Genomic DNA, 17,962 nt, shown 5'->3' with positions numbered 1-17,962 from the left:
CGTCAGATCGCTCTTTTATTTTTCGGATAATATTATGAGAATTAATATCATAATACAATACCGGCAGTTTCGCATTCAGTTACAGCAAACGAAGTTCAGCCGTTATATTTTCCTTTGCCTGAAGCTCGTACCTTTCCTTAAAATAGTCTGTTTTAAAAATGCTTTCAAGTTCAAGGAAGTAGTTAAGTACTTTTTTTCGTCCCGGTTTATAAAGAAAATCGGGGTAAACAGAATATTCCTTTCGGATATTTTGAGTGTAATTGTGATAAATTTCCCAATCTTTTCCCAGGACAGAGAGATCAGCATCCAGAAGGTAATTGATATCCATACTTTCGGATTTCTGGTGGGATTTTGTAGCGAGAATTTCAGTTGAAACCAATGCGGTTTCATTTTGATGTAACCCCAATTCTGTAAGTCTTTTCTCTGCTCTTACCGCACTTTTCTCCTCATTGGATTTAGAAGAAGTGTCATAAACAATGTCATGATAAAATACAGCGAAGGAAAGTGCTGTAAAATCTGAAATATTGTCTTTCACTTTTTCCAGTTCCCGAAACATATTTTCAAGATGGAGAAGATTATGATAATGCCTGCCTTTTTCGGTATATTTTTTCTCAATCTCTTTCCATAAACGGCTTATGAACTCCTGATTTTTTGTCAATGGAAAACAAAGCTCCTCAAATCGGTTACTCAGATTCATCATCAAAAGATATAAAAAAAGGAACTTTTAAAAAGTTCCTCTGTTTGCTTCAAGAGTAGCCTTCAGCTCAGCCCATCCGCCGCCGTTATAGCCATCTTTTAATCCTTGAGAAGTAAGGTATTCTAAAGCTTTGCCACTTCTGTTTCCACTTCTGCAGAATAAGATTACCGGTTTTTCGATAGAGAGAATTTCATCCTGTCTGTCTTCTACTTCACCAAGTGGAATATTCTTAGCACCTTCTATATTTCCGTCCATTTCAAGCTCCATTGGCTCACGAACGTCGATTAATTCATAGTTTCCAGATTGTATTACTTCTATTAAAGACATAGTGGTTTATTTTGATAATTAAATTATGAACGAAATTACGCAATTTTTTTTTGAAAAAAATCTTAATTAAAATATAATTTTTAAGAAAAGAAGAAGCATAGAACACCTGCTGAAAATCGGAAGATTGATAAAATAATCTTAATTTTGCAATCTGAAATTATGAATACAAATGCCGAAAAATATTCTCAACTCATAAAATCTAAAGCAAAAAGTTTTGGCTTTCAAAGTTGTGGTATTTCCAAGGCTGATTTTTTGGAAGAAGAGGCGCCCCGTCTTGAAAAATGGCTTAAGAATAACTTCAATGGTGAAATGAAGTATATGGAGAATCATTTTGATAAAAGACTTGATCCGAGGCTTTTGGTAGAAGGGTCCAGGTCTGTTATTTCATTGTCGTACAACTATTTCCCTGAAGAAAAAATATCAATACTGGAGAATTTTAAAATCTCAAAATATGCTTACGCAGAGGATTATCACGAAGTGATTAAAGAAATTCTCCGTGAGATGGTAGCTGAGCTGCAGGAGGAAATAGGGGAGTTTGGTTTCAGGGTTTTTGTAGACTCTGCTCCGGTTCTGGAACGCGCATGGGCAAAAAAATCAGGAATAGGATGGGTAGGAAAAAATGCCAACCTTATTACAAAACAGAATGGATCATTTTATTTTCTGGCTGAAATTATCTGTGAGCTAGAACTGATTCCTGATCATGAAACAACTGACCATTGCGGAACGTGCAGAAAATGCATTGATGCGTGCCCTACAGATGCTATCGTTTCTGAAAAAATAATTGATGGAAGCCGCTGCATTTCATATGCTACGATAGAATTGAAGAACGAAATTCCGGATCATTTTAAAGATAAAATGGAAGACTGGATGTTCGGTTGTGATATTTGCCAGGATGTATGCCCTTGGAACCGCTTTTCTTCACCTAACAAAGAAAGCCGCTTTACCCCGAATGAAGCGCTCAAAAACTTCAAAAAAGGAGAATGGAAAGAACTGACTCAGGAAATTTTCTCTGAAATCTTTAGAAAATCCCCCGTGAAAAGAACAAAATTTGCAGGCTTAAAAAGGAATATTGAGTTTTTGGAGAAGTCTTTAGAATGATTTTAGCTTACAATTTTGGTGACGATTCCCTTTTTGGAATTTCTATGACTTCCAAACTAAAGCTGACAATCGACCATTCCTTAAGTTTTTTGTTTTAAGGAGGTAAAGATTTTTTCCTGATAAGTTTCTTAAAAGCCTTTCCTAAAAAGAAAAATTGACCTTCAGGAGATTAGATCTCACCGAAAATCAACGTTTTTTTTGTATTCTTTTTGGAGCAGTTTTTACTCTTACTTTAAATCTTTTTTGGGATTTGATGTTTTTACGCATATTTGTGAATATTTCGTAAATAAATTTAGCCATTTTTTCGATTAAAACAAATACTTTTACAAAAAAATGAAGATTAAATTTTATTAAAAAACATGACTGTGAAAATAATACTGATATATATCCTGAAAGGCTTGGGAATCATCCTGGGAATAGTGCTGATTTATGTTTTGCTCGGGCTCGGGCTTCCTTTCATCACGGTCTCTGCCAAAGATGACGGACAGAAGAAAGAAATTCCAATCTATATTTATACCAACGGGGTGCATACGGACATTGTAATGCCCGTGAAAAATGACCTTCACGACTGGAGTCTGAAGATACCTTTTGCCAATACAGCATCTAAAAAAACAGACTATAATTACATAGGAATCGGATGGGGTGATAAAGGATTTTATCTGGATACCCCAACGTGGGCTGACCTGAAATTCTCTACCGCTGTAAAAGCAGCGTTCTGGATGAGTGATTCGGCTATGCACTGTACTTATTATAAAACGATGAAAGAAGGAGAAGACTGTAAGATGATCATGATCAGCAGAGGACAATATGAGAGTCTTGTAAAGTATGTAGAAGATAAATTTGACAGAGATCAGAACGGAAATTTTATACTTATTCCCACCAATGCTGTTTATAGTGATAATGATGCCTTTTACGACGCTAAGGGCACCTATAGTTTTCTTTACACCTGTAATACCTGGTCCAATAACGCTTTAAAAGCAGCAGGGCAGAAAGCAGCACTCTGGACCCCTTCAGATTTTGGAATTTTCCAGCATTATAAATAACAGTGAAAGAAGAAAAGTTTCTTTTGCTGAAATAGTGAAAAGGAACACGCAACTGATCTGTCCCAATTAAAAGGATGAGACTTCATTGAGGAGGCAATCATTTTTTTCCGGTACTTAAAAAAACGAAAGAATCTGTCATTTACGGTAGTGACATAATTGGGTATCTTAATATATAATCGCTATTTTGCAGTACCCGATTTTCAGAATTATTATATGAAAGATCGATACCTCTTTTTTTAATATAAAAAGCATTTTTATGAAACACCGTCTTGTAAGAGAACAGCAGCTCAACTGTGATATAGAAACTGCCTGGAAATTTTTCTCCTCAGCCAACAATCTTTCAGAGATTACACCGAAAGATATGGGATTTATTGTTTTGACAGAAATGAAAGAAGATGAGATCTATAAAGGGATGCTTATTGATTATTACGTTTCTCCGTTATTCGGTATTAAAATGAAGTGGCAGACAGAAATTACCCATGTAGATTTTCAGAAAAGTTTCATTGATTTCCAGAAAAAGGGCCCCTATAAACTATGGAACCACCACCATGAATTTATTGCCAATAAGGATGGAGTATTAATGAAAGATACAATTGATTATGAACTTCCTATGGGGTTTCTGGGCGAAATTGCGCATCGTCTTTTTGTGAGAAAGAAATTAGAGCATATTTTTGATTATCGTTTCAAGGTGTTGAGAAAATTATTTTAAGACACTTATCTTTTAAGTTTTTTTAACAATCGTGGCATAGGATCCCGGCTAAAAATCCTTACTTTTGCAGAACTATTGTTTTTACTAAAAAACTAACGCGTTCTGATTGACATGACAAGTCTGAGGTCATTTTTCTTATTTTATATCATCCTGGTTTTTTCCCTATTCAATTCGAATTGGGCAGAAGCATCATTGCAGGATATACCTCATGTACCCCATGTCAATAATATTCATCTGCTGGATGTTTATGAGGAAGCGGATATGAATACGCATGCATTGCCTGCGGCTTCTAAAATTGTGAAACATTCATTTCGCAAAGACGATCTTGCTGCCGGGAATTTCTCAGGAATTTTAAATCATATTCCTAAAATTAAGCTTCCTGTCATTGCCCTGTCTATTATTTGCGGGGTCAAATCTTTTCTCCATCTTCTTCAGCTGTATTAAGTTTAAGTTTCTGAAAACCAAATCGCTTTAACGGAAATCTTATAACTTAAACATTTAAAAATGTATTATAAAAACGTAATAATTTGCATTCTTGCAATATTATTCGCTGCGTCATGCAGTAAAGACAAGAAAGAAAACAATCAGAAAGATAAAGAAGTTCCCGTCCTTGAAATCAAAGAAAAAGATACTCTGGTGAGTAACCAGTTTGTTACTGATATTCAAGCTAAAAAGAATGTAGAAATGCGTTCCAGAATAGGAGGTATCATACACCATATTTATGTGAACGAGGGGCAGTTTGTACATCAGGGGCAAGCCTTATTTAAAATCAATGATGCCGAGCTGCAAATGGAACTTCTTAAAGCTAATGCTGCGCTGAAGCAAACACAGGCTGATGTAAGGATTGCAGAAGTAGAACTGAAACAGATCCAGAGTCTTCATGCTAAAAAATTTGTAGCCAATAATGAACTGGAACTGGTAAAAGCAAAACTTTCCTCTGCCCAGGCAAAGCACTCTTTTGCCGATGCCGAAAAAAGAACAGTCCTTCAGAAAATAAGTTTTACAAGAATTACCGCACCTTTTGATGGAGTGATTGATGTTATTCCTCATAAAGAAGGAAGTCTGGTAGAAAACGGAACATTACTGACCACATTATCCCAGCTTAATGAAGTGTATGCCTACTTCTCAATTCCGGAAAACCTATACTTTGAGCTTTTGGCCAACGATAAGATCGGGAATCATCAAAAAATTGAACTGACGCTGCCTAACGGAGTGAATTATCAGTTTAATGGAGCATTAAAAACGGCAGAAGGTGAAATTGACAGAGCAACAGGCTCTATCCGGTATAAAGTGCTTTTTCCAAACCCTGATCATCTAATCAAGCATGGGACGTCCGGAAAACTTATTATTTCCGAACAGCAGAATAATGCAGTTCTTATCCCGCAAAAATCTACATTTTCCATTCAGGATAAAACCTATGTTTTTGTAGTTGATAAAAAGAATAAAGTAAAAATGACCAGTATTAAGATCGGAACAACCTTAAGAGATTCTTATATGGTGGAAAGCGGGCTTAAAAAAGGTGATTTAATCGTGTATGAAGGGACTCAGTCTCTGAAAGACGGAGATATGGTCAAAATCAAAAAGAAATATTAACCTTTCATAATCTTTAAATCAATTTACAATGGTAGAAATGTTTATAAGACGAAAGGTTCTTTCGTTGGTTATTTCCATAGTATTTGTACTCCTGGGAATTATGGCACTCCTGAAAATGCCTATCACACAGTTTCCGGACATCGTACCGCCTTCTGTAACTGTTACGGCAAAATATACAGGAGCCAATGCGGAAGTGTCTGCCAATGCGGTGGCGCTTCCTCTGGAAAGGGCAATTAATGGAGTTCCCGGAATGACGTATATGTCTACAGTAACTTCTAATGACGGACTTACCCTTATTCAGGTTTTCTTTGAAGTGGGAACAGACCCGGATGTAGCAGCAGTAAACGTTCAGAACAGAGTGACAACAATTCTTGATGAACTTCCGGAAGAGGTCATTCGTGCAGGGGTAACAACAGAAAAGGAGGTCAACAGTATGCTGATGTATCTTAACATCACCAGTACGGATCCAAGCCAGGATGAGCAGTTTATCTACAACTTTACAGATATCAATGTCCTTCAGGAGCTGAAACGTATTGATGGAGTAGGACGTGCCGAAATCATGGGGCAGAAAGAATATTCTATGAGAGTATGGCTGGACCCGCAGAAGATGGCTGCCTACAATATTTCAGCAGATGAAGTGATTGCCTCCCTGCAAAAGCAGAATATTTCAGCAGCTCCCGGAAAAGTAGGCGAAACCTCAGGAAAAACTTCAAGCCAGCTCCAGTATGTAATCAAGTATAAAGGAAAGTTTTTTGAACCAAAGCAATACGAAGAAATTCCCATCAGGTCTGATGTAGACGGAACGATCTTAAAGCTTAAAGATATTGCTAAAGTAGAATTCGGAGCCATGAACTACGGAATGGTTTCCAAAACAGACGGAAGACCTTCTGCATCTATTATGATGAAACAGCGCCCGGGTTCCAATGCGTCCGAAGTTATCGAAAGTGTAAAAACAAAAATGGAAGAACTGAAAGGATCTTCTTTTCCTCCGGGAATGGAATATAATATGGCCTATGATGTTTCACGATTTCTGGATGCATCCATCAGTGCTGTATTGACAACCCTTATTGAAGCCTTTATTCTGGTAGGGATTGTAGTATTTCTATTCCTTCAGGACTGGCGGTCCACGTTAATTCCTGTTTTGGCAGTCCCCGTAGCACTTATAGGAACTTTCACCTTCATGAATATGCTGGACTTCTCAGTAAACCTGTTAACGCTTTTTGCTTTGGTTCTCGCCATCGGAATTGTAGTAGATAATGCCATTGTCGTCGTAGAAGCAGTTCATGTTAAAATGGAAGAAGGAATGAATGCAATGGATGCTACCATCAGTGCTACTAAAGAAATTGCAGGCGCAGTAGTGGCTATTACCATTGTTATGTCTGCCGTATTTATTCCGGTAGCCTTTCTTGATGGTCCTGTGGGGGTCTTTTACCGCCAGTTTTCATTAACACTGGCAATAAGTATTGTTATTTCAGGAGTAAATGCATTGACGCTCACTCCCGCACTTTGTGCTATTATTTTAAAACCTCATAATCATCATAAAAAGAAAACAATTGTAGACAGGTTCTTCAAAAGTTTTAATATAGGTTTTGACCGGTTAACAAATGGTTATGTTGGCATTTTATCAAAATTTGCAACCAGAACTACCGTTACCTTTGGTCTTTTGTTTTTATTTGTTGCGTTAACGTTTCTGACCAGTAAGTTTCTTCCCACCGGATTTATCCCGATGGAAGACCAGGGGATGGTGTATGTGAGCGTTACAACTCCGCAGGGAGCTACTGTTGAAAGAACAGAAAAGGTACTGGATGAAGTTACTGTAATTGCAAATAAAATAAAAGGTGTAGAAAATGTAACCACACTTGCCGGATACAGCATTGTAACAGAAATCGCTGGATCATCTTACGGAATGGCTATGATCAACCTTAAAAACTGGAAAGAAAGAGATATTTCAGTCAATGATCTGATTGCAGAACTTACAGAAAAGACAAAAGGTATTTCAGATGCCCAGATTGAAATCTTTGCCCCTCCAACTGTTCCCGGATTCGGAAACACAAGTGGTTTTGAACTGCGTTTGCTGGACAGAACCGGAGGAACTATTGAGAATACAGATAAGATCACTAAGGATTTTGTGAAAAAGCTGAATGAGGCCCCTGAGTTAAAAAATAACTTTACCAGTTTTGATGCCACTTTCCCGCAATACATGATCAATGTAGATTACGATATGGCAGCGAAGAAAGGAATATCTGTAGATAATGCTATGTCTACTTTACAAACCATGCTGGGTTCTTATTACGCTACCAATTTCATCCGTTTCAGCCAGATGTATAAAGTAATGGTTCAGGCAAGTCCGGAGCATAGAGATACCCCGGAAAGTATTCTTAATTTATATTTAAAAAACGATAAAGGAGAAATGGTTCCGTTCTCTACATTTATTACCATTGAAAAAGTATATGGCCCTGAAGTATTAACCAGATATAATATGTATATGTCTGCCATGATCAATGGGGAACCTGCGGACGGATACAGTTCAGGAGATGCCATTGCAGCAGTGGAGCGAGTGTCAAAGGAAGTACTTCCGCGGGGTTTTGATATTGAATGGTCGGGGATGACCAGAGAAGAAATCCTGTCAGGAAATCAGACTGTTTACATTTTCCTGATCTGTCTGTTGTTTGTATATCTTTTACTGGCAGCTCAATATGAAAGTTTCCTTCTTCCAATGCCTGTATTATTAAGCCTTCCTACGGGAATCTTCGGCTCTTATATCGCTTTGGTGCTCGCAGGACTTGATAATAATATTTATGCACAGGTTGCCCTGGTCATGCTGATCGGGCTATTGGCTAAAAATGCCATTCTTATCGTAGAATTTGCAGTAGCCAGAAACAAACAGGGGTTTGATATCGTTCAGGCAGCTATTGAAGGAGCAAGACAGCGTCTGAGACCTATTCTGATGACTTCTTTTGCATTCGTTGCAGGACTTATTCCCCTGTGTATTGCATCGGGGGCAGGAGCGGTAGGAAACCGTTCCATCGGTACAGCCGCTGCAGGAGGAATGCTGATAGGTACAATCTTCGGATTGATCGTTATTCCGGGACTGTATATATTCTTTGCGAAACTTGAAAATAAGAAGAAAGATGAAAAGATTAAATCATAGAAATATAATATACGGAATTGCAGCATTGAGCTTAGTCTCATGCGCTGTTCCACAGGTTGCAGATTTGAAAAAAGCCCAGACTTTGCCAGAAACTCCTGTTAAAAATGTGGGTTCAGAAGAATTCCGGCAGCTTAATCTGAAAGCTTATTTTACAGACGCCTATTTACTTGAACTTTTTGATAAAGTGATACAGGCTAATCCGGATTTTCAGATTGCACAGCAAAGAGTAGATATTGCCAACAGTTTCCTGCAGCGCTCCAAAATGGACCTTTTGCCTTCACTGGAAGTAGGGACTGAGATATCCGGTAACCGATATGGTAAATATACCATGGAAGGAGTGGGAAACTATGATACCAATCTTTCTCCCAATATTACAGAACAACAGAAGATCAACAGAGATTTTACACCCAATTACTGGGTGGGAGCAAGAAGCAGTTGGGAAATTGATGCCTGGGGTAAGCTGAAAAATAAAAAGATCGCTGCACAAAAGAAATTTCTGGCTTCTACAGAAGGGCTGAGGCTGCTTCAGGTAGAACTTTTCACAGATATTGCCAATTTGTATTATCAGCTGGTCGCTTTAGACAACCGTCTGGCCATTTATCAGAAAAATTATAATCTTCAGCAGAGGGCATTTGAAATTGTCCTGGCACAGCGCGAAGTAGGAAAAGCGACTGAACTTGCGGTACAGCAGTTTAAAGCTCAGAACAATAACTGGCTGGCAGAAATTGAACATATCAAAGTCGAGATTGTTACCGTGGAGCAGGCAATAATGACGCTCACAGGAAGCTATGGCGGAGATGTAAAGCGTGGGAAAATACTGATGCCTACTAATATGGATGTTTTAAATAAAACCATTAATATAGAAGCCGTTATTCATTCCAGACCTGATGTAGCATCTAACTATTATGTTTTGGAAGCTTCCCAGGCGGATGCAAAGGCTGCAAGAGCGGCTTTCTATCCAAAAATTGATCTGGGTGCCGGTATTGGGCTGAATGCTTTCTCCGTTGAAACATTATTCAGACCAAGTTCATTGGCAGGCCAGTTATTGGGTGGATTAATGGTTCCAGTTTTCAACAAAGGACAATTGAAGCATGAGTTCAAAGTGGCGGATAAAGAACAGGAAATTGCCTTTTTAAATTATCAGAAGAGCATTACTACTGCTTTTAATGAATTGCAGTCTATTTTAAAACAGACCAGGATCTACGAAAAGGTTTTGAAACTGAAATCTGAGGAAGTAGGTTTTCTGGATCGCGGTGTTGAAGTTTCCAATGATCTTTATCTGACAGGATATGCGAATTATTTTGAGCTGATCAATTCTCAGAAGAGCAAGCTGACTGCCGAATTGGATTTACTGCAATTCCGGCATCAGAATACTAGAAATAACGTTCTGCTGTTTAAGGCACTGGGCGGAAAACTGGACTGATTCTTACTTTTTAGAATGATAAAAGCCACCTGAAAAGGTGGCTTTTTGTATTGTTTAAAACGCATCTGTATGCTACAGAATGTGTTTATAGATCAAAGTATTATTTAACAATCTGGATGTTAACTGCAGAGAATCCTTTAGGAGACTTTTCTTTTTCAAAAGATACTTTGTTTCCTTTTTTTACCATTTCTGCACAGTTGTTATTGTGGAAGAAGATATTCTCTTTCGTGACATCTTCAGTAATGAAGCCGTATCCTTTTTCACTGTGGAAAGTTATGATTCCCAGTTTTCTCGGATCTTCGTCAATGATTGGAGCTGCGCCCAACTGAATTTCTTCAATGTTCACTTCCTGTCTTTGTTCAGGTGGAGTAGATGTTAATCTTCCGAATTCATCTACATACATGAACACGTCATCCATTCCCTTGTTGTTGTTCGTTTTACGTTCTTCGCGTCTTAGCGCTTTTTCTTTTTGCTTTTGAATTTTTTTCTTGAAATTTTCCTTTTTAGAAAAAGAATCTGCCATAAATTATTTTTAGTATTTAGTTTCTATAAATTATATTAGTTCAATCTGGTCTATTCTAGACCTTATAAAGCCCACCTATGTTTTCTGTTTTGGATTTTCTCAATCATACAGACCTTTAAAATTCCGATAAGTATTGTTCTTAATAGAAGAATAAAAGTTAAAAATATGCCTGCTCAAAAAGCAAAGACTGAATAAAAAGATATTCTGGTCGTTACAGAAAACAAAAAGTAGTGACTACTGTTACTAACGTACAAATATACAACAATAAAATGAATAATGCCCATTTAAATGATTGATTATCAGAAATAGTTTTTTTGCATAGATTTAGAAAAACACTCTGCCAGCCGAATGTAGCGAGCATAAAGCTTTTTTGAAAACTCCATAAAAAATCCCCAGCATGCTGGGGATTATGAAAAAAAATATATTATAGAATGAAGTGGTGTATCATACGGGTGTGAAAGTATCAAATGTTGTGCCTAAAGTTGGATAATTTATAATATGTTTAATAGTAAAATTATCCTGCATCCCGTATCTGGTTGGTAAATAGGAGTATATTGAAGAATGCGTGTTTATATAAATTTTAGATGAGTCATGTCGAATTGAGAGATAAACTATAATATTTCTGACGTATCATCTTAAATTTTAGGATAACTTCCGAAAATTTCACCATGTTGAGGAGGCTTTTATTATCCATCTTTGCTCTATTAACATTTAAAAATAAATATAATGTCAGCACAAAATGTAAAGGGAAAAGTTGTTTTAATTGCCGGAGGCGGTAAAAATCTGGGTGGATTATTAAGCAGGAGTTTTGCAGCAAAAGGAGCAAAATTGGCAGTACACTATAATAGCGAAAGTTCAAAAACTGAGAGTGAAAAAACCCTGGAAGAAGTTAAGGCATTGGGAGCAGAAGCGTTTTTATTTCAGGGTGACCTTACAAAAGTTGAAAATCTTACGAAGTTTTTTGATGAAACAGTCTCCCGTTTTGGAGGAATCGATATTGCCATCAACACCGTAGGAATGGTATTGAAAAAGCCGTTTGCTGAAACTACAGAAGCTGAATATGACACCATGTTCAATGTGAACTCAAAGTCAGCTTACTTCTTTTTGCAGGAAGCCGGTAAAAAACTGAATGACAATGGGAAGATCTGTACAATTGTTACTTCATTATTAGCTGCTTATACAGGTTTGTATTCCACCTATGCAGGAGCAAAAGCACCGGTGGAGCATTTCACAAGAGCTGCTTCCAAAGAATTTGGGGCGAGAGGAATTTCTGTAACAGCTGTGGCACCGGGTCCAATGGATACTCCGTTCTTCTATGGACAGGAAACGGAAGATGCAGTAGCTTACCACAAATCAGCCTCAGCGTTGGGAGGTCTTACAGACATCAAAGACATTGCTCCACTGGTCGAATTTTTGGTTACTGACGGCTGGTGGATAACCGGACAGACTATTTTTGCCAACGGAGGATATACGACAAGATAATTTTTAAATAACCCTATTAAAAACAAACTCACTGAAATAATTTTCAGTGAGTTTGTTATAATGAAAAGATAAAAGGGGATTATGAAGTCTTCATTTTTCCTTTTTCCAATATATTTTTAATGATAAAGAACAATCCGAGAAGAACAAAAGGAATACTTAGAAGTTGTCCCATGTTCAGGCTCATTCCGCGTTCAAAGTCAGCCTGATCTACTTTGATAAATTCAATCAGAATCCGCATGATGAAAATCAAAAGAATACTGATCCCAAAATAAAACCCTTTCCCAATTTTGAAAATATTCTTCCTGTACATAAAATAAATAAGGAAGAAGATAATAATATAGGAAATTGCCTCATAAAGCTGGGCAGGATGTCTCGGAAGATCATCGACCTGCCGGAATACAAATGCCCATGGAACATTGGTAGGAACCCCTATGATTTCCGAATTCATCAGGTTGGCCAGCCTTATAAAAGTACCGCCTAAAGGAAGTACAATAGCAATGGCATCCAGGACTGTCATGAATGGGATAGAAAATTTTCTGGAATACAAAAGAAGCATGATCACAAGCCCTATACCGCCGCCATGGCTTGCCAGTCCTGCAAAACCAGTAAAATGATACGCTCCGTCCAGCCCTTTCTGAATAGGTAGAAGTATTTCAACAGGATGTTGGGAATAATAATCAAAGTCGTAGAAAATACAGTGTCCCAGTCTGGCTCCCACTAGAATCCCTATAAGTGCATAAGAAAACAGAGCTTCATGTGCCTGTGAGCTTAGATTTTCCTTTTTGTAAATCTTCTTTAAAATATTTAAACATAAAACAAGACCTGCAAGGAATAATAGTCCGTAATATTTTAATGGAATTCCTAAAATATTGACGATTTCGGGATTGATGTCCCAATTGATGTATAATAAATTCATTGCTGCAAAGATAAGAAAATAGGAATTTCCAGGTAGGACAACTCAGGTTAGAGTTTTTAAATACTGGTTAATAGTGTGTTATGAATTTGTTTTTCTAATCATACAGTCAAAATTCAGCAGCATGAAATATACTCTGCAATTTATCTTAAAGTCATTATCAGAAAAAGTGACAGGGGAAACAGATGTTTAACATTCCAGATTCTGAAATCCTTATTATATTTGTAAGTAGATCACACATTATGAATAAGTTTATTAGAACCATTACCGGAATTTTTTTAATAATGAATAATGCTTTGTATTCACAGAAAGTGAATGCAATACCATCAGATAAATGCTATATCTATCTTACTTTTGATGATGGCCCGCTTAATGGAAGCGAGAATATCAATGATATCATTTTAAAAGAAAAAATCAAGATCAGTGTTTTTATGGTAGGCGAGCATGTTGTAAAAGATAAACAGATGGATACTTATGCTAAATACTATGATCAGAATCCTTATATAGATGAATATAACCATAGTTTTACCCACGCTAATGACCATTATGAAGCCTTTTATAATGATGCAGATAAATCGGTAAAAGATATTCTGTATAATCAGACGATATTAAAATTACCCTATAAAATTGTACGTCTTCCGGGACGAAATATATGGCGTCTGGGAGGAAGATCAAAAAATGATGTTACCAATGGGATCAAGACCGCAGATCAGTTGGCAGATCTTGGTTTTAAAGTGATAGGCTGGGATGTGGAATGGCAGCACCGTCCTTCAGATGGAACTCCTGTACAAACTGTCAATGAGATGTATACCGCAGTGCAGAAACTGTGTACTTCTGATAAAACATTTACCAAAAATAATGTGGTGATGCTCATCCATGATGAAATGTTTCAGAAAGCCTGGGAAGAATCTGAACTTAAGCAGCTGATTGATCTGCTGAGAGCAAATCTCAACTATATTTTTGAACAGATGAGGTTTTATCCGCAATAAGACTGAGGGTAATTTAAAATGATTCTTGAAAAAAGATTTGATAACTTTAACATGAGTTTAGGAATCAAAATACAATTCTCATTATGCATCATAAGCTGGAAAAACATTATGTAAACAGAGTAGGATGGCTTCGGGCAGCGGTATTGGGAGCGAACGACGGCTTATTATCCACAACAAGCATTGTAATAGGAGTAGCCGCTGCACAGCCGGAACGTGATATTATTATTCTTGCTGCCTTAGCCGGAATGATTGCCGGGGCCATGTCTATGGCAGCAGGGGAATACGTTTCTGTAAGTTCACAGGAAGATACAGAAAAGGCAGATTTGTCACGTGAAAAACGTGAACTTGAAGAGATGCCTGAAATAGAGCTCAGAGAACTTGCCAAAATTTATGAGAAAAGAGGATGCAGCAAAGAAACCGCAATGCAGGTTGCTGTTGAACTTACAGAACATGATGCATTGGGAGCCCATGCACGGGACGAACTAGGCATTAATGAAATAACACAGGCAAAACCCTTACAGGCTGCTATAGCTTCATTTGGCTCATTTGCAGTCGGAGCTTTGCTGCCGTTTACCGTTTCACTTTTGGCGCCTATCCAACAGATGGTTTACTTTCAGTATGGTTTTTCTATCATTTTCCTAATGCTTCTGGGAGCCATTTCAGCAAAAACCGGAGGGTCCAGCATTAAGATTGCAGTATTAAGGATATGTTTCTGGGGAACCGTGGCTATGGGAATTACTGCCTTTGTAGGACATGTTTTTGGAGTAAATGTCGGGTGACTTTTTTATTGGTTATATATTCTTTTTTTTATGCTAAGTTTTTGATTTACAAATAATAATTATCCTAACAGGTGTTAGTAGTAGAATTACTACACTTTTTCATTTTTATGCCTGATTATCATTTTAGTATCGTAAATACTTCTAAATTTGGTGACATAACCAACAACAAATCACAAGATATTAACGATTAAAATTTACGATCATGGCAGAAAGAAATTCAAGAGGAATCTTAAAATTCAACAACGGTGAAGGGCAGAAATTATTAAAGCTGAATTATAGCGTAGCAAGATCTACAGATGTTTCAGGACGTGTAGCATCAGATCCTTCCAATGCTCTTATCAAAATAACCGTAGAAGCTACAGAAAAATCAGATATTCTGGAAAGCCTTCTAAATGGAAAATACAAACCAACAGTAGGTGAGGTTACCTTCAACAAGTCTCACGAAGAAGGAACTTTAACAACATTAAAATGGCAAAACGGTTATGTCATCCAGCACGAAGTAGATTTCGATGCCGTAGATGAAAACAGTATGTACATCAGTTTTGTTGTAAGTGCGGAACAAATTGATCTTGGAAACTCTGCTTACGACGGAGGATGGCCTTCAGTATAAGATCTGATTCCTTAGAAAATCAAATAACATCAAAACAGAATGGTACATCCGGTATTGGGATGCTGTTCTGTTTTTTTGTCTCTGATCATACCGTTCCAGGTAGAATAATTCTCTTTATTAAATCAATGTTATTTTTGAAATAAAGCTAATGAAAGTGAATTATATGTTGTGAAAAATTTATAACTTTATAGAAAGGTCTGTTATTTTTAGTTTTTTAAGGAAAATAAAGATCTTACCAAACACCTTGCATAATATGAATAAAAATATCTCGAATTCCGAAAAGATTTCGGAGAATCATATTCCGGGAATTAACCGTGTGGTGAAGATGGATATCGTGATTGAGGGCAAAATGATAAAGCACTTCAAATACTTCCGCCTGCATCAGAGTGTAAAAAAACATCATGATTTTGAACTTACATTGGCACATGATACCCTCGACGGTGTACAAAATCATGACCTGGAAGAGGCTCAGCAGTTTTTGGGAAAACGTTTAACAGTAGTATTTAAATATAAAGATGTAGAAGGTAGCCCGGAAAGAACTTTTGTTGGAGTCATTACAAAAGTAGGATTCAGCCAGGAAAATCACAGCCTTGGAAATATTGTTTTAAAGGGATACAGCCCTACCATTTTATTGGATGCAGCCCCGCATACACAAAGTTTTGGTGGAGATCAGCCCGTGAATATGGGGATTATTGCCACCAATGTTATTAAGCAAGGAATAGAAAACAGTAAGTTTGATGTTAAAATCAACGCGAAAGCTTCCTCTCAGATCCTTTACAGTGCACAGTATAACGAAACCCATTACAACTATCTCTGCAGAATGGCAGAAGCTTATGGTGAACAGTTTTATTATGATGGGGAAGTGCTTCACTTCGGGAATATGCCTCCTCAGAATAAATCACTGGAACTGGTCTACGGAAGTAATGTTACTGATATCACTGTCGAATTAAAAGCTGTACACATAAAACCTCAGTTCTATGGATATAACAGCAGTTCTAATGCTAAACTTACTTCCGGAGAAACCCCTATAAAACATGTAGGAAACCTTGCACAAACTGCTTATAAAAATAATGACGGAATATTTAAAACCCCATCACTGCAGGTAGCTCCAATAAAAGCTGCCACTGATATGGACGTGGTCATTTCTCAGACGAGTACAGCGGGAAGTAAAGCTGTGGAGGTTTTTACCGTTTCGGGAGGAACTACGATTCCTTTTTTATATCCAGGATGCGTTGCTGACATCAATATGCGGAAAACAGATACCAATAAAACGTCTTATTTTACCAAACTGATGATGACGGAAGTTATTCACGAGGTAGATGCTCTGGGACGTTATTCGGGAAGATTTGAAGCTATTGCTTCGGATACAGGATACATTCCGACCCCGGATTTTACCTTGCCTATTGCACAGCCCCAAATTGCAACCGTAATATCCAATACCGATCCGCTGGGGCAGGGAAGAGTGACTGTAAGATTTGACTGGCAGTTACATGATACCACAAATTTCATCCGGATGATGTCTCCTGATGCAGGAGGAACAGATCAGATCACTCAAAACAGAGGATATGTAGCAATACCCGAAGTGGGAGATCAGGTGATGGTAGGTTTTGTACACAACCATCCCGACCGTCCCTTTGTAATGGGCGGAATGTTTCATGGAGGAACCGGCCTGGGCGGTGGAGTGGATAATCACCTGAAATCCATACAGACCCGCAGCGGAATCCGTATCTTAATGAATGATACAGAAGGCAGTGTCAATATTATAGACCCAAGCGGTAATAACTATTTTATGGATGGATCGGGTAATATTATAGTTACAGCCCCTAAAAATATGACCTTTAATGCGGGAGAAAATCTTTCAATTAACGTAGGTAAGGATATGAAGACCAGTGTAGGGAATGATAATTCCATTGATATTATCAATAATCATCGGTTTAATTCAAAGAACTATACGCAGACAGTGAATGAAAATAAAACGATCAATATTACAGGAGATCTTAAAGAGACAACTTCTACAACAACCCATAAGGCAAAAAATGGTGATATTTTATTACAGAGTTCCGGCGTTGCCAAAATGCTTGGTAAAATAGATGCTAAAGTGAACAAAGGGTAAAATGGTAGTATGAATTCAGAAATTAAAATTAACCTTCGCTGCCAATGAAGTATATAATATGTTTAGGTATTTTTATGAGTAATACAATTTTGAATGTATTGATCATGATGCTGATGGCAAAAGTTTTAAATGAGGACGGAGCAGATTTTGGAATGATCCCAATAGAAATTTTAATACCGTCTGTGGCATCGATAATAGTGTCCTTGGTAGTGTTTTTAGTAATAGATAAATTTAAAAAGCTTAAAGTTAGAACGTCAATATACATTTATAATATGGTCTATTTTTTTGCTTTGTTAACTATGGGTTTGAATGTCTCAGGAAAAGAAAAATCCGGTATAAACAATGATTTATATCTGCTGATTTCATTGATTTTGTCCTTTCTGATCATTTTAATTGCGGTTAATCTAATTAAAAGGCGGCATAAGCAATCAGACGCTTAGTACTTGTAAGAAAAAGGAAAATAAATTAAAAAACAAGCTCAGCTATAGTAAGATATTAAAGAATAATTTTTT

The 17,962-nt window shown here is 37.3% G+C and carries 17 protein-coding genes; 13 read left to right on the top strand and 4 right to left on the bottom strand.

Annotated features, from left to right (window positions below; translation table 11 throughout):
* Window positions 1-79: 79 nt before the first annotated feature.
* Together AC27VX_RS08780 and AC27VX_RS08775 are read right to left on the bottom strand one after the other, a co-directional pair.
* A complete protein-coding gene (locus AC27VX_RS08780; protein ID WP_236857918.1) occupies window positions 80-700 on the bottom strand; it encodes an HD domain-containing protein in 621 nt (206 codons plus the stop codon).
* A gap of 24 nt (window positions 701-724) precedes the next feature.
* Window positions 725-1,024 carry a rhodanese-like domain-containing protein gene (locus tag AC27VX_RS08775; RefSeq protein WP_300689063.1) on the bottom strand — a complete coding sequence of 100 codons (300 nt, stop codon included), beginning with the start codon at window positions 1,022-1,024 and terminating at the stop codon, window positions 725-727.
* Between the two features lie 159 nt (window positions 1,025-1,183).
* On the opposite strand from AC27VX_RS08775, the gene queG reads away from it, so the two are divergent.
* From queG to AC27VX_RS08740, 7 genes are all read left to right on the top strand, one after another.
* Window positions 1,184-2,122, top strand: a complete 939-nt coding sequence (gene queG / locus AC27VX_RS08770) for a tRNA epoxyqueuosine(34) reductase QueG (RefSeq protein WP_300689061.1) — start codon at window positions 1,184-1,186, stop codon at window positions 2,120-2,122.
* 359 nt (window positions 2,123-2,481) lie between these two features.
* Entirely contained in the window at window positions 2,482-3,165 is a 684-nt protein-coding gene (locus AC27VX_RS08765; RefSeq protein ID WP_488695107.1) for a TIGR02117 family protein, read from the top strand.
* A 256-nt stretch (window positions 3,166-3,421) separates the two neighbouring features.
* A complete protein-coding gene (locus AC27VX_RS08760; RefSeq protein ID WP_488695105.1) occupies window positions 3,422-3,874 on the top strand; it encodes an SRPBCC family protein in 453 nt (150 codons plus the stop codon).
* Between the two features lie 111 nt (window positions 3,875-3,985).
* On the top strand, window positions 3,986-4,318 hold the full coding sequence (locus AC27VX_RS08755) for a hypothetical protein (RefSeq protein WP_236857928.1): 333 nt from the start codon (window positions 3,986-3,988) through the stop codon (window positions 4,316-4,318).
* A gap of 60 nt (window positions 4,319-4,378) precedes the next feature.
* Entirely contained in the window at window positions 4,379-5,467 is a 1,089-nt protein-coding gene (locus AC27VX_RS08750; protein WP_236857930.1) for an efflux RND transporter periplasmic adaptor subunit, read from the top strand.
* Between the two features lie 28 nt (window positions 5,468-5,495).
* Complete coding sequence (locus AC27VX_RS08745; protein ID WP_488695102.1) at window positions 5,496-8,618, top strand: efflux RND transporter permease subunit; 3,123 nt, start codon at window positions 5,496-5,498, stop codon at window positions 8,616-8,618.
* Window positions 8,599-10,041, top strand: coding sequence for a TolC family protein (locus tag AC27VX_RS08740; protein WP_300689052.1), 1,443 nt, complete (start codon window positions 8,599-8,601; stop codon window positions 10,039-10,041). The genes AC27VX_RS08745 and AC27VX_RS08740 overlap by 20 nt, the downstream gene beginning before the upstream one ends.
* Before the next feature lie 100 nt (window positions 10,042-10,141).
* On the opposite strand, the gene AC27VX_RS08735 is transcribed toward AC27VX_RS08740, so the two are convergent.
* Window positions 10,142-10,564, bottom strand: a complete 423-nt coding sequence (locus tag AC27VX_RS08735) for a cold shock domain-containing protein (protein WP_236857936.1) — start codon at window positions 10,562-10,564, stop codon at window positions 10,142-10,144.
* 726 nt (window positions 10,565-11,290) lie between these two features.
* On the opposite strand from AC27VX_RS08735, the gene AC27VX_RS08730 reads away from it, so the two are divergent.
* Complete coding sequence (locus AC27VX_RS08730; RefSeq protein ID WP_236857937.1) at window positions 11,291-12,046, top strand: SDR family oxidoreductase; 756 nt, start codon at window positions 11,291-11,293, stop codon at window positions 12,044-12,046.
* A 79-nt stretch (window positions 12,047-12,125) separates the two neighbouring features.
* Here AC27VX_RS08730 and lgt read toward each other — a convergent pair whose 3' ends face one another.
* Complete coding sequence (lgt, locus tag AC27VX_RS08725) at window positions 12,126-12,962, bottom strand: prolipoprotein diacylglyceryl transferase (protein ID WP_236857938.1); 837 nt, start codon at window positions 12,960-12,962, stop codon at window positions 12,126-12,128.
* Between the two features lie 239 nt (window positions 12,963-13,201).
* Here lgt and AC27VX_RS08720 point away from each other — a divergent pair, with 239 nt between their 5' ends.
* The 5 genes from AC27VX_RS08720 to AC27VX_RS08700 all read left to right on the top strand — a co-directional run bounded on the left by AC27VX_RS08720 (window position 13,202) and on the right by AC27VX_RS08700 (window position 17,890).
* Window positions 13,202-13,948 (top strand): polysaccharide deacetylase family protein, encoded by a 747-nt coding sequence (locus AC27VX_RS08720; protein WP_488695098.1) that lies wholly within the window; start codon window positions 13,202-13,204, stop codon window positions 13,946-13,948.
* Window positions 13,949-14,031: 83 nt separating this feature from the next.
* On the top strand, window positions 14,032-14,727 hold the full coding sequence (locus tag AC27VX_RS08715) for a VIT1/CCC1 transporter family protein (RefSeq protein ID WP_300689045.1): 696 nt from the start codon (window positions 14,032-14,034) through the stop codon (window positions 14,725-14,727).
* 202 nt (window positions 14,728-14,929) lie between these two features.
* Entirely contained in the window at window positions 14,930-15,337 is a 408-nt protein-coding gene (gene tssD, locus AC27VX_RS08710; protein WP_236857941.1) for a type VI secretion system tube protein TssD, read from the top strand.
* A gap of 253 nt (window positions 15,338-15,590) precedes the next feature.
* Window positions 15,591-17,450: a type VI secretion system Vgr family protein gene (locus AC27VX_RS08705; RefSeq protein WP_488695096.1), complete on the top strand. Its 1,860-nt coding sequence runs from the start codon at window positions 15,591-15,593 to the stop codon at window positions 17,448-17,450.
* 74 nt (window positions 17,451-17,524) lie between these two features.
* Entirely contained in the window at window positions 17,525-17,890 is a 366-nt protein-coding gene (locus AC27VX_RS08700) for a hypothetical protein (protein WP_236857943.1), read from the top strand.
* Window positions 17,891-17,962 lie beyond the last annotated feature (72 nt).

The organism is Chryseobacterium sp. 14P4.3.2, assembly GCF_057799275.1.
The sequence above is the reverse complement of the archived record's forward strand: the minus strand, read 5'-3'. Positions and strand labels throughout refer to the sequence as shown.

Excerpts from the sequence above, each read along its gene's own strand:
- AC27VX_RS08780 (WP_236857918.1), bottom strand. The coding sequence starts at position 700 with ATGATGAATCTGAGTAACCGATTTGAGGAGCTTTGTTTTCCATTGACA.
- AC27VX_RS08775 (WP_300689063.1), bottom strand. The coding sequence starts at position 1,024 with ATGTCTTTAATAGAAGTAATACAATCTGGAAACTATGAATTAATCGAC.
- queG (WP_300689061.1), top strand. The coding sequence starts at position 1,184 with ATGAATACAAATGCCGAAAAATATTCTCAACTCATAAAATCTAAAGCA.
- AC27VX_RS08765 (WP_488695107.1), top strand. The coding sequence starts at position 2,482 with ATGACTGTGAAAATAATACTGATATATATCCTGAAAGGCTTGGGAATC.
- AC27VX_RS08760 (WP_488695105.1), top strand. The coding sequence starts at position 3,422 with ATGAAACACCGTCTTGTAAGAGAACAGCAGCTCAACTGTGATATAGAA.
- AC27VX_RS08755 (WP_236857928.1), top strand. The coding sequence starts at position 3,986 with ATGACAAGTCTGAGGTCATTTTTCTTATTTTATATCATCCTGGTTTTT.
- AC27VX_RS08750 (WP_236857930.1), top strand. The coding sequence starts at position 4,379 with ATGTATTATAAAAACGTAATAATTTGCATTCTTGCAATATTATTCGCT.
- AC27VX_RS08745 (WP_488695102.1), top strand. The coding sequence starts at position 5,496 with ATGGTAGAAATGTTTATAAGACGAAAGGTTCTTTCGTTGGTTATTTCC.
- AC27VX_RS08740 (WP_300689052.1), top strand. The coding sequence starts at position 8,599 with ATGAAAAGATTAAATCATAGAAATATAATATACGGAATTGCAGCATTG.
- AC27VX_RS08735 (WP_236857936.1), bottom strand. The coding sequence starts at position 10,564 with ATGGCAGATTCTTTTTCTAAAAAGGAAAATTTCAAGAAAAAAATTCAA.
- AC27VX_RS08730 (WP_236857937.1), top strand. The coding sequence starts at position 11,291 with ATGTCAGCACAAAATGTAAAGGGAAAAGTTGTTTTAATTGCCGGAGGC.
- lgt (WP_236857938.1), bottom strand. The coding sequence starts at position 12,962 with ATGAATTTATTATACATCAATTGGGACATCAATCCCGAAATCGTCAAT.
- AC27VX_RS08720 (WP_488695098.1), top strand. The coding sequence starts at position 13,202 with ATGAATAAGTTTATTAGAACCATTACCGGAATTTTTTTAATAATGAAT.
- AC27VX_RS08715 (WP_300689045.1), top strand. The coding sequence starts at position 14,032 with ATGCATCATAAGCTGGAAAAACATTATGTAAACAGAGTAGGATGGCTT.
- tssD (WP_236857941.1), top strand. The coding sequence starts at position 14,930 with ATGGCAGAAAGAAATTCAAGAGGAATCTTAAAATTCAACAACGGTGAA.
- AC27VX_RS08705 (WP_488695096.1), top strand. The coding sequence starts at position 15,591 with ATGAATAAAAATATCTCGAATTCCGAAAAGATTTCGGAGAATCATATT.
- AC27VX_RS08700 (WP_236857943.1), top strand. The coding sequence starts at position 17,525 with ATGAGTAATACAATTTTGAATGTATTGATCATGATGCTGATGGCAAAA.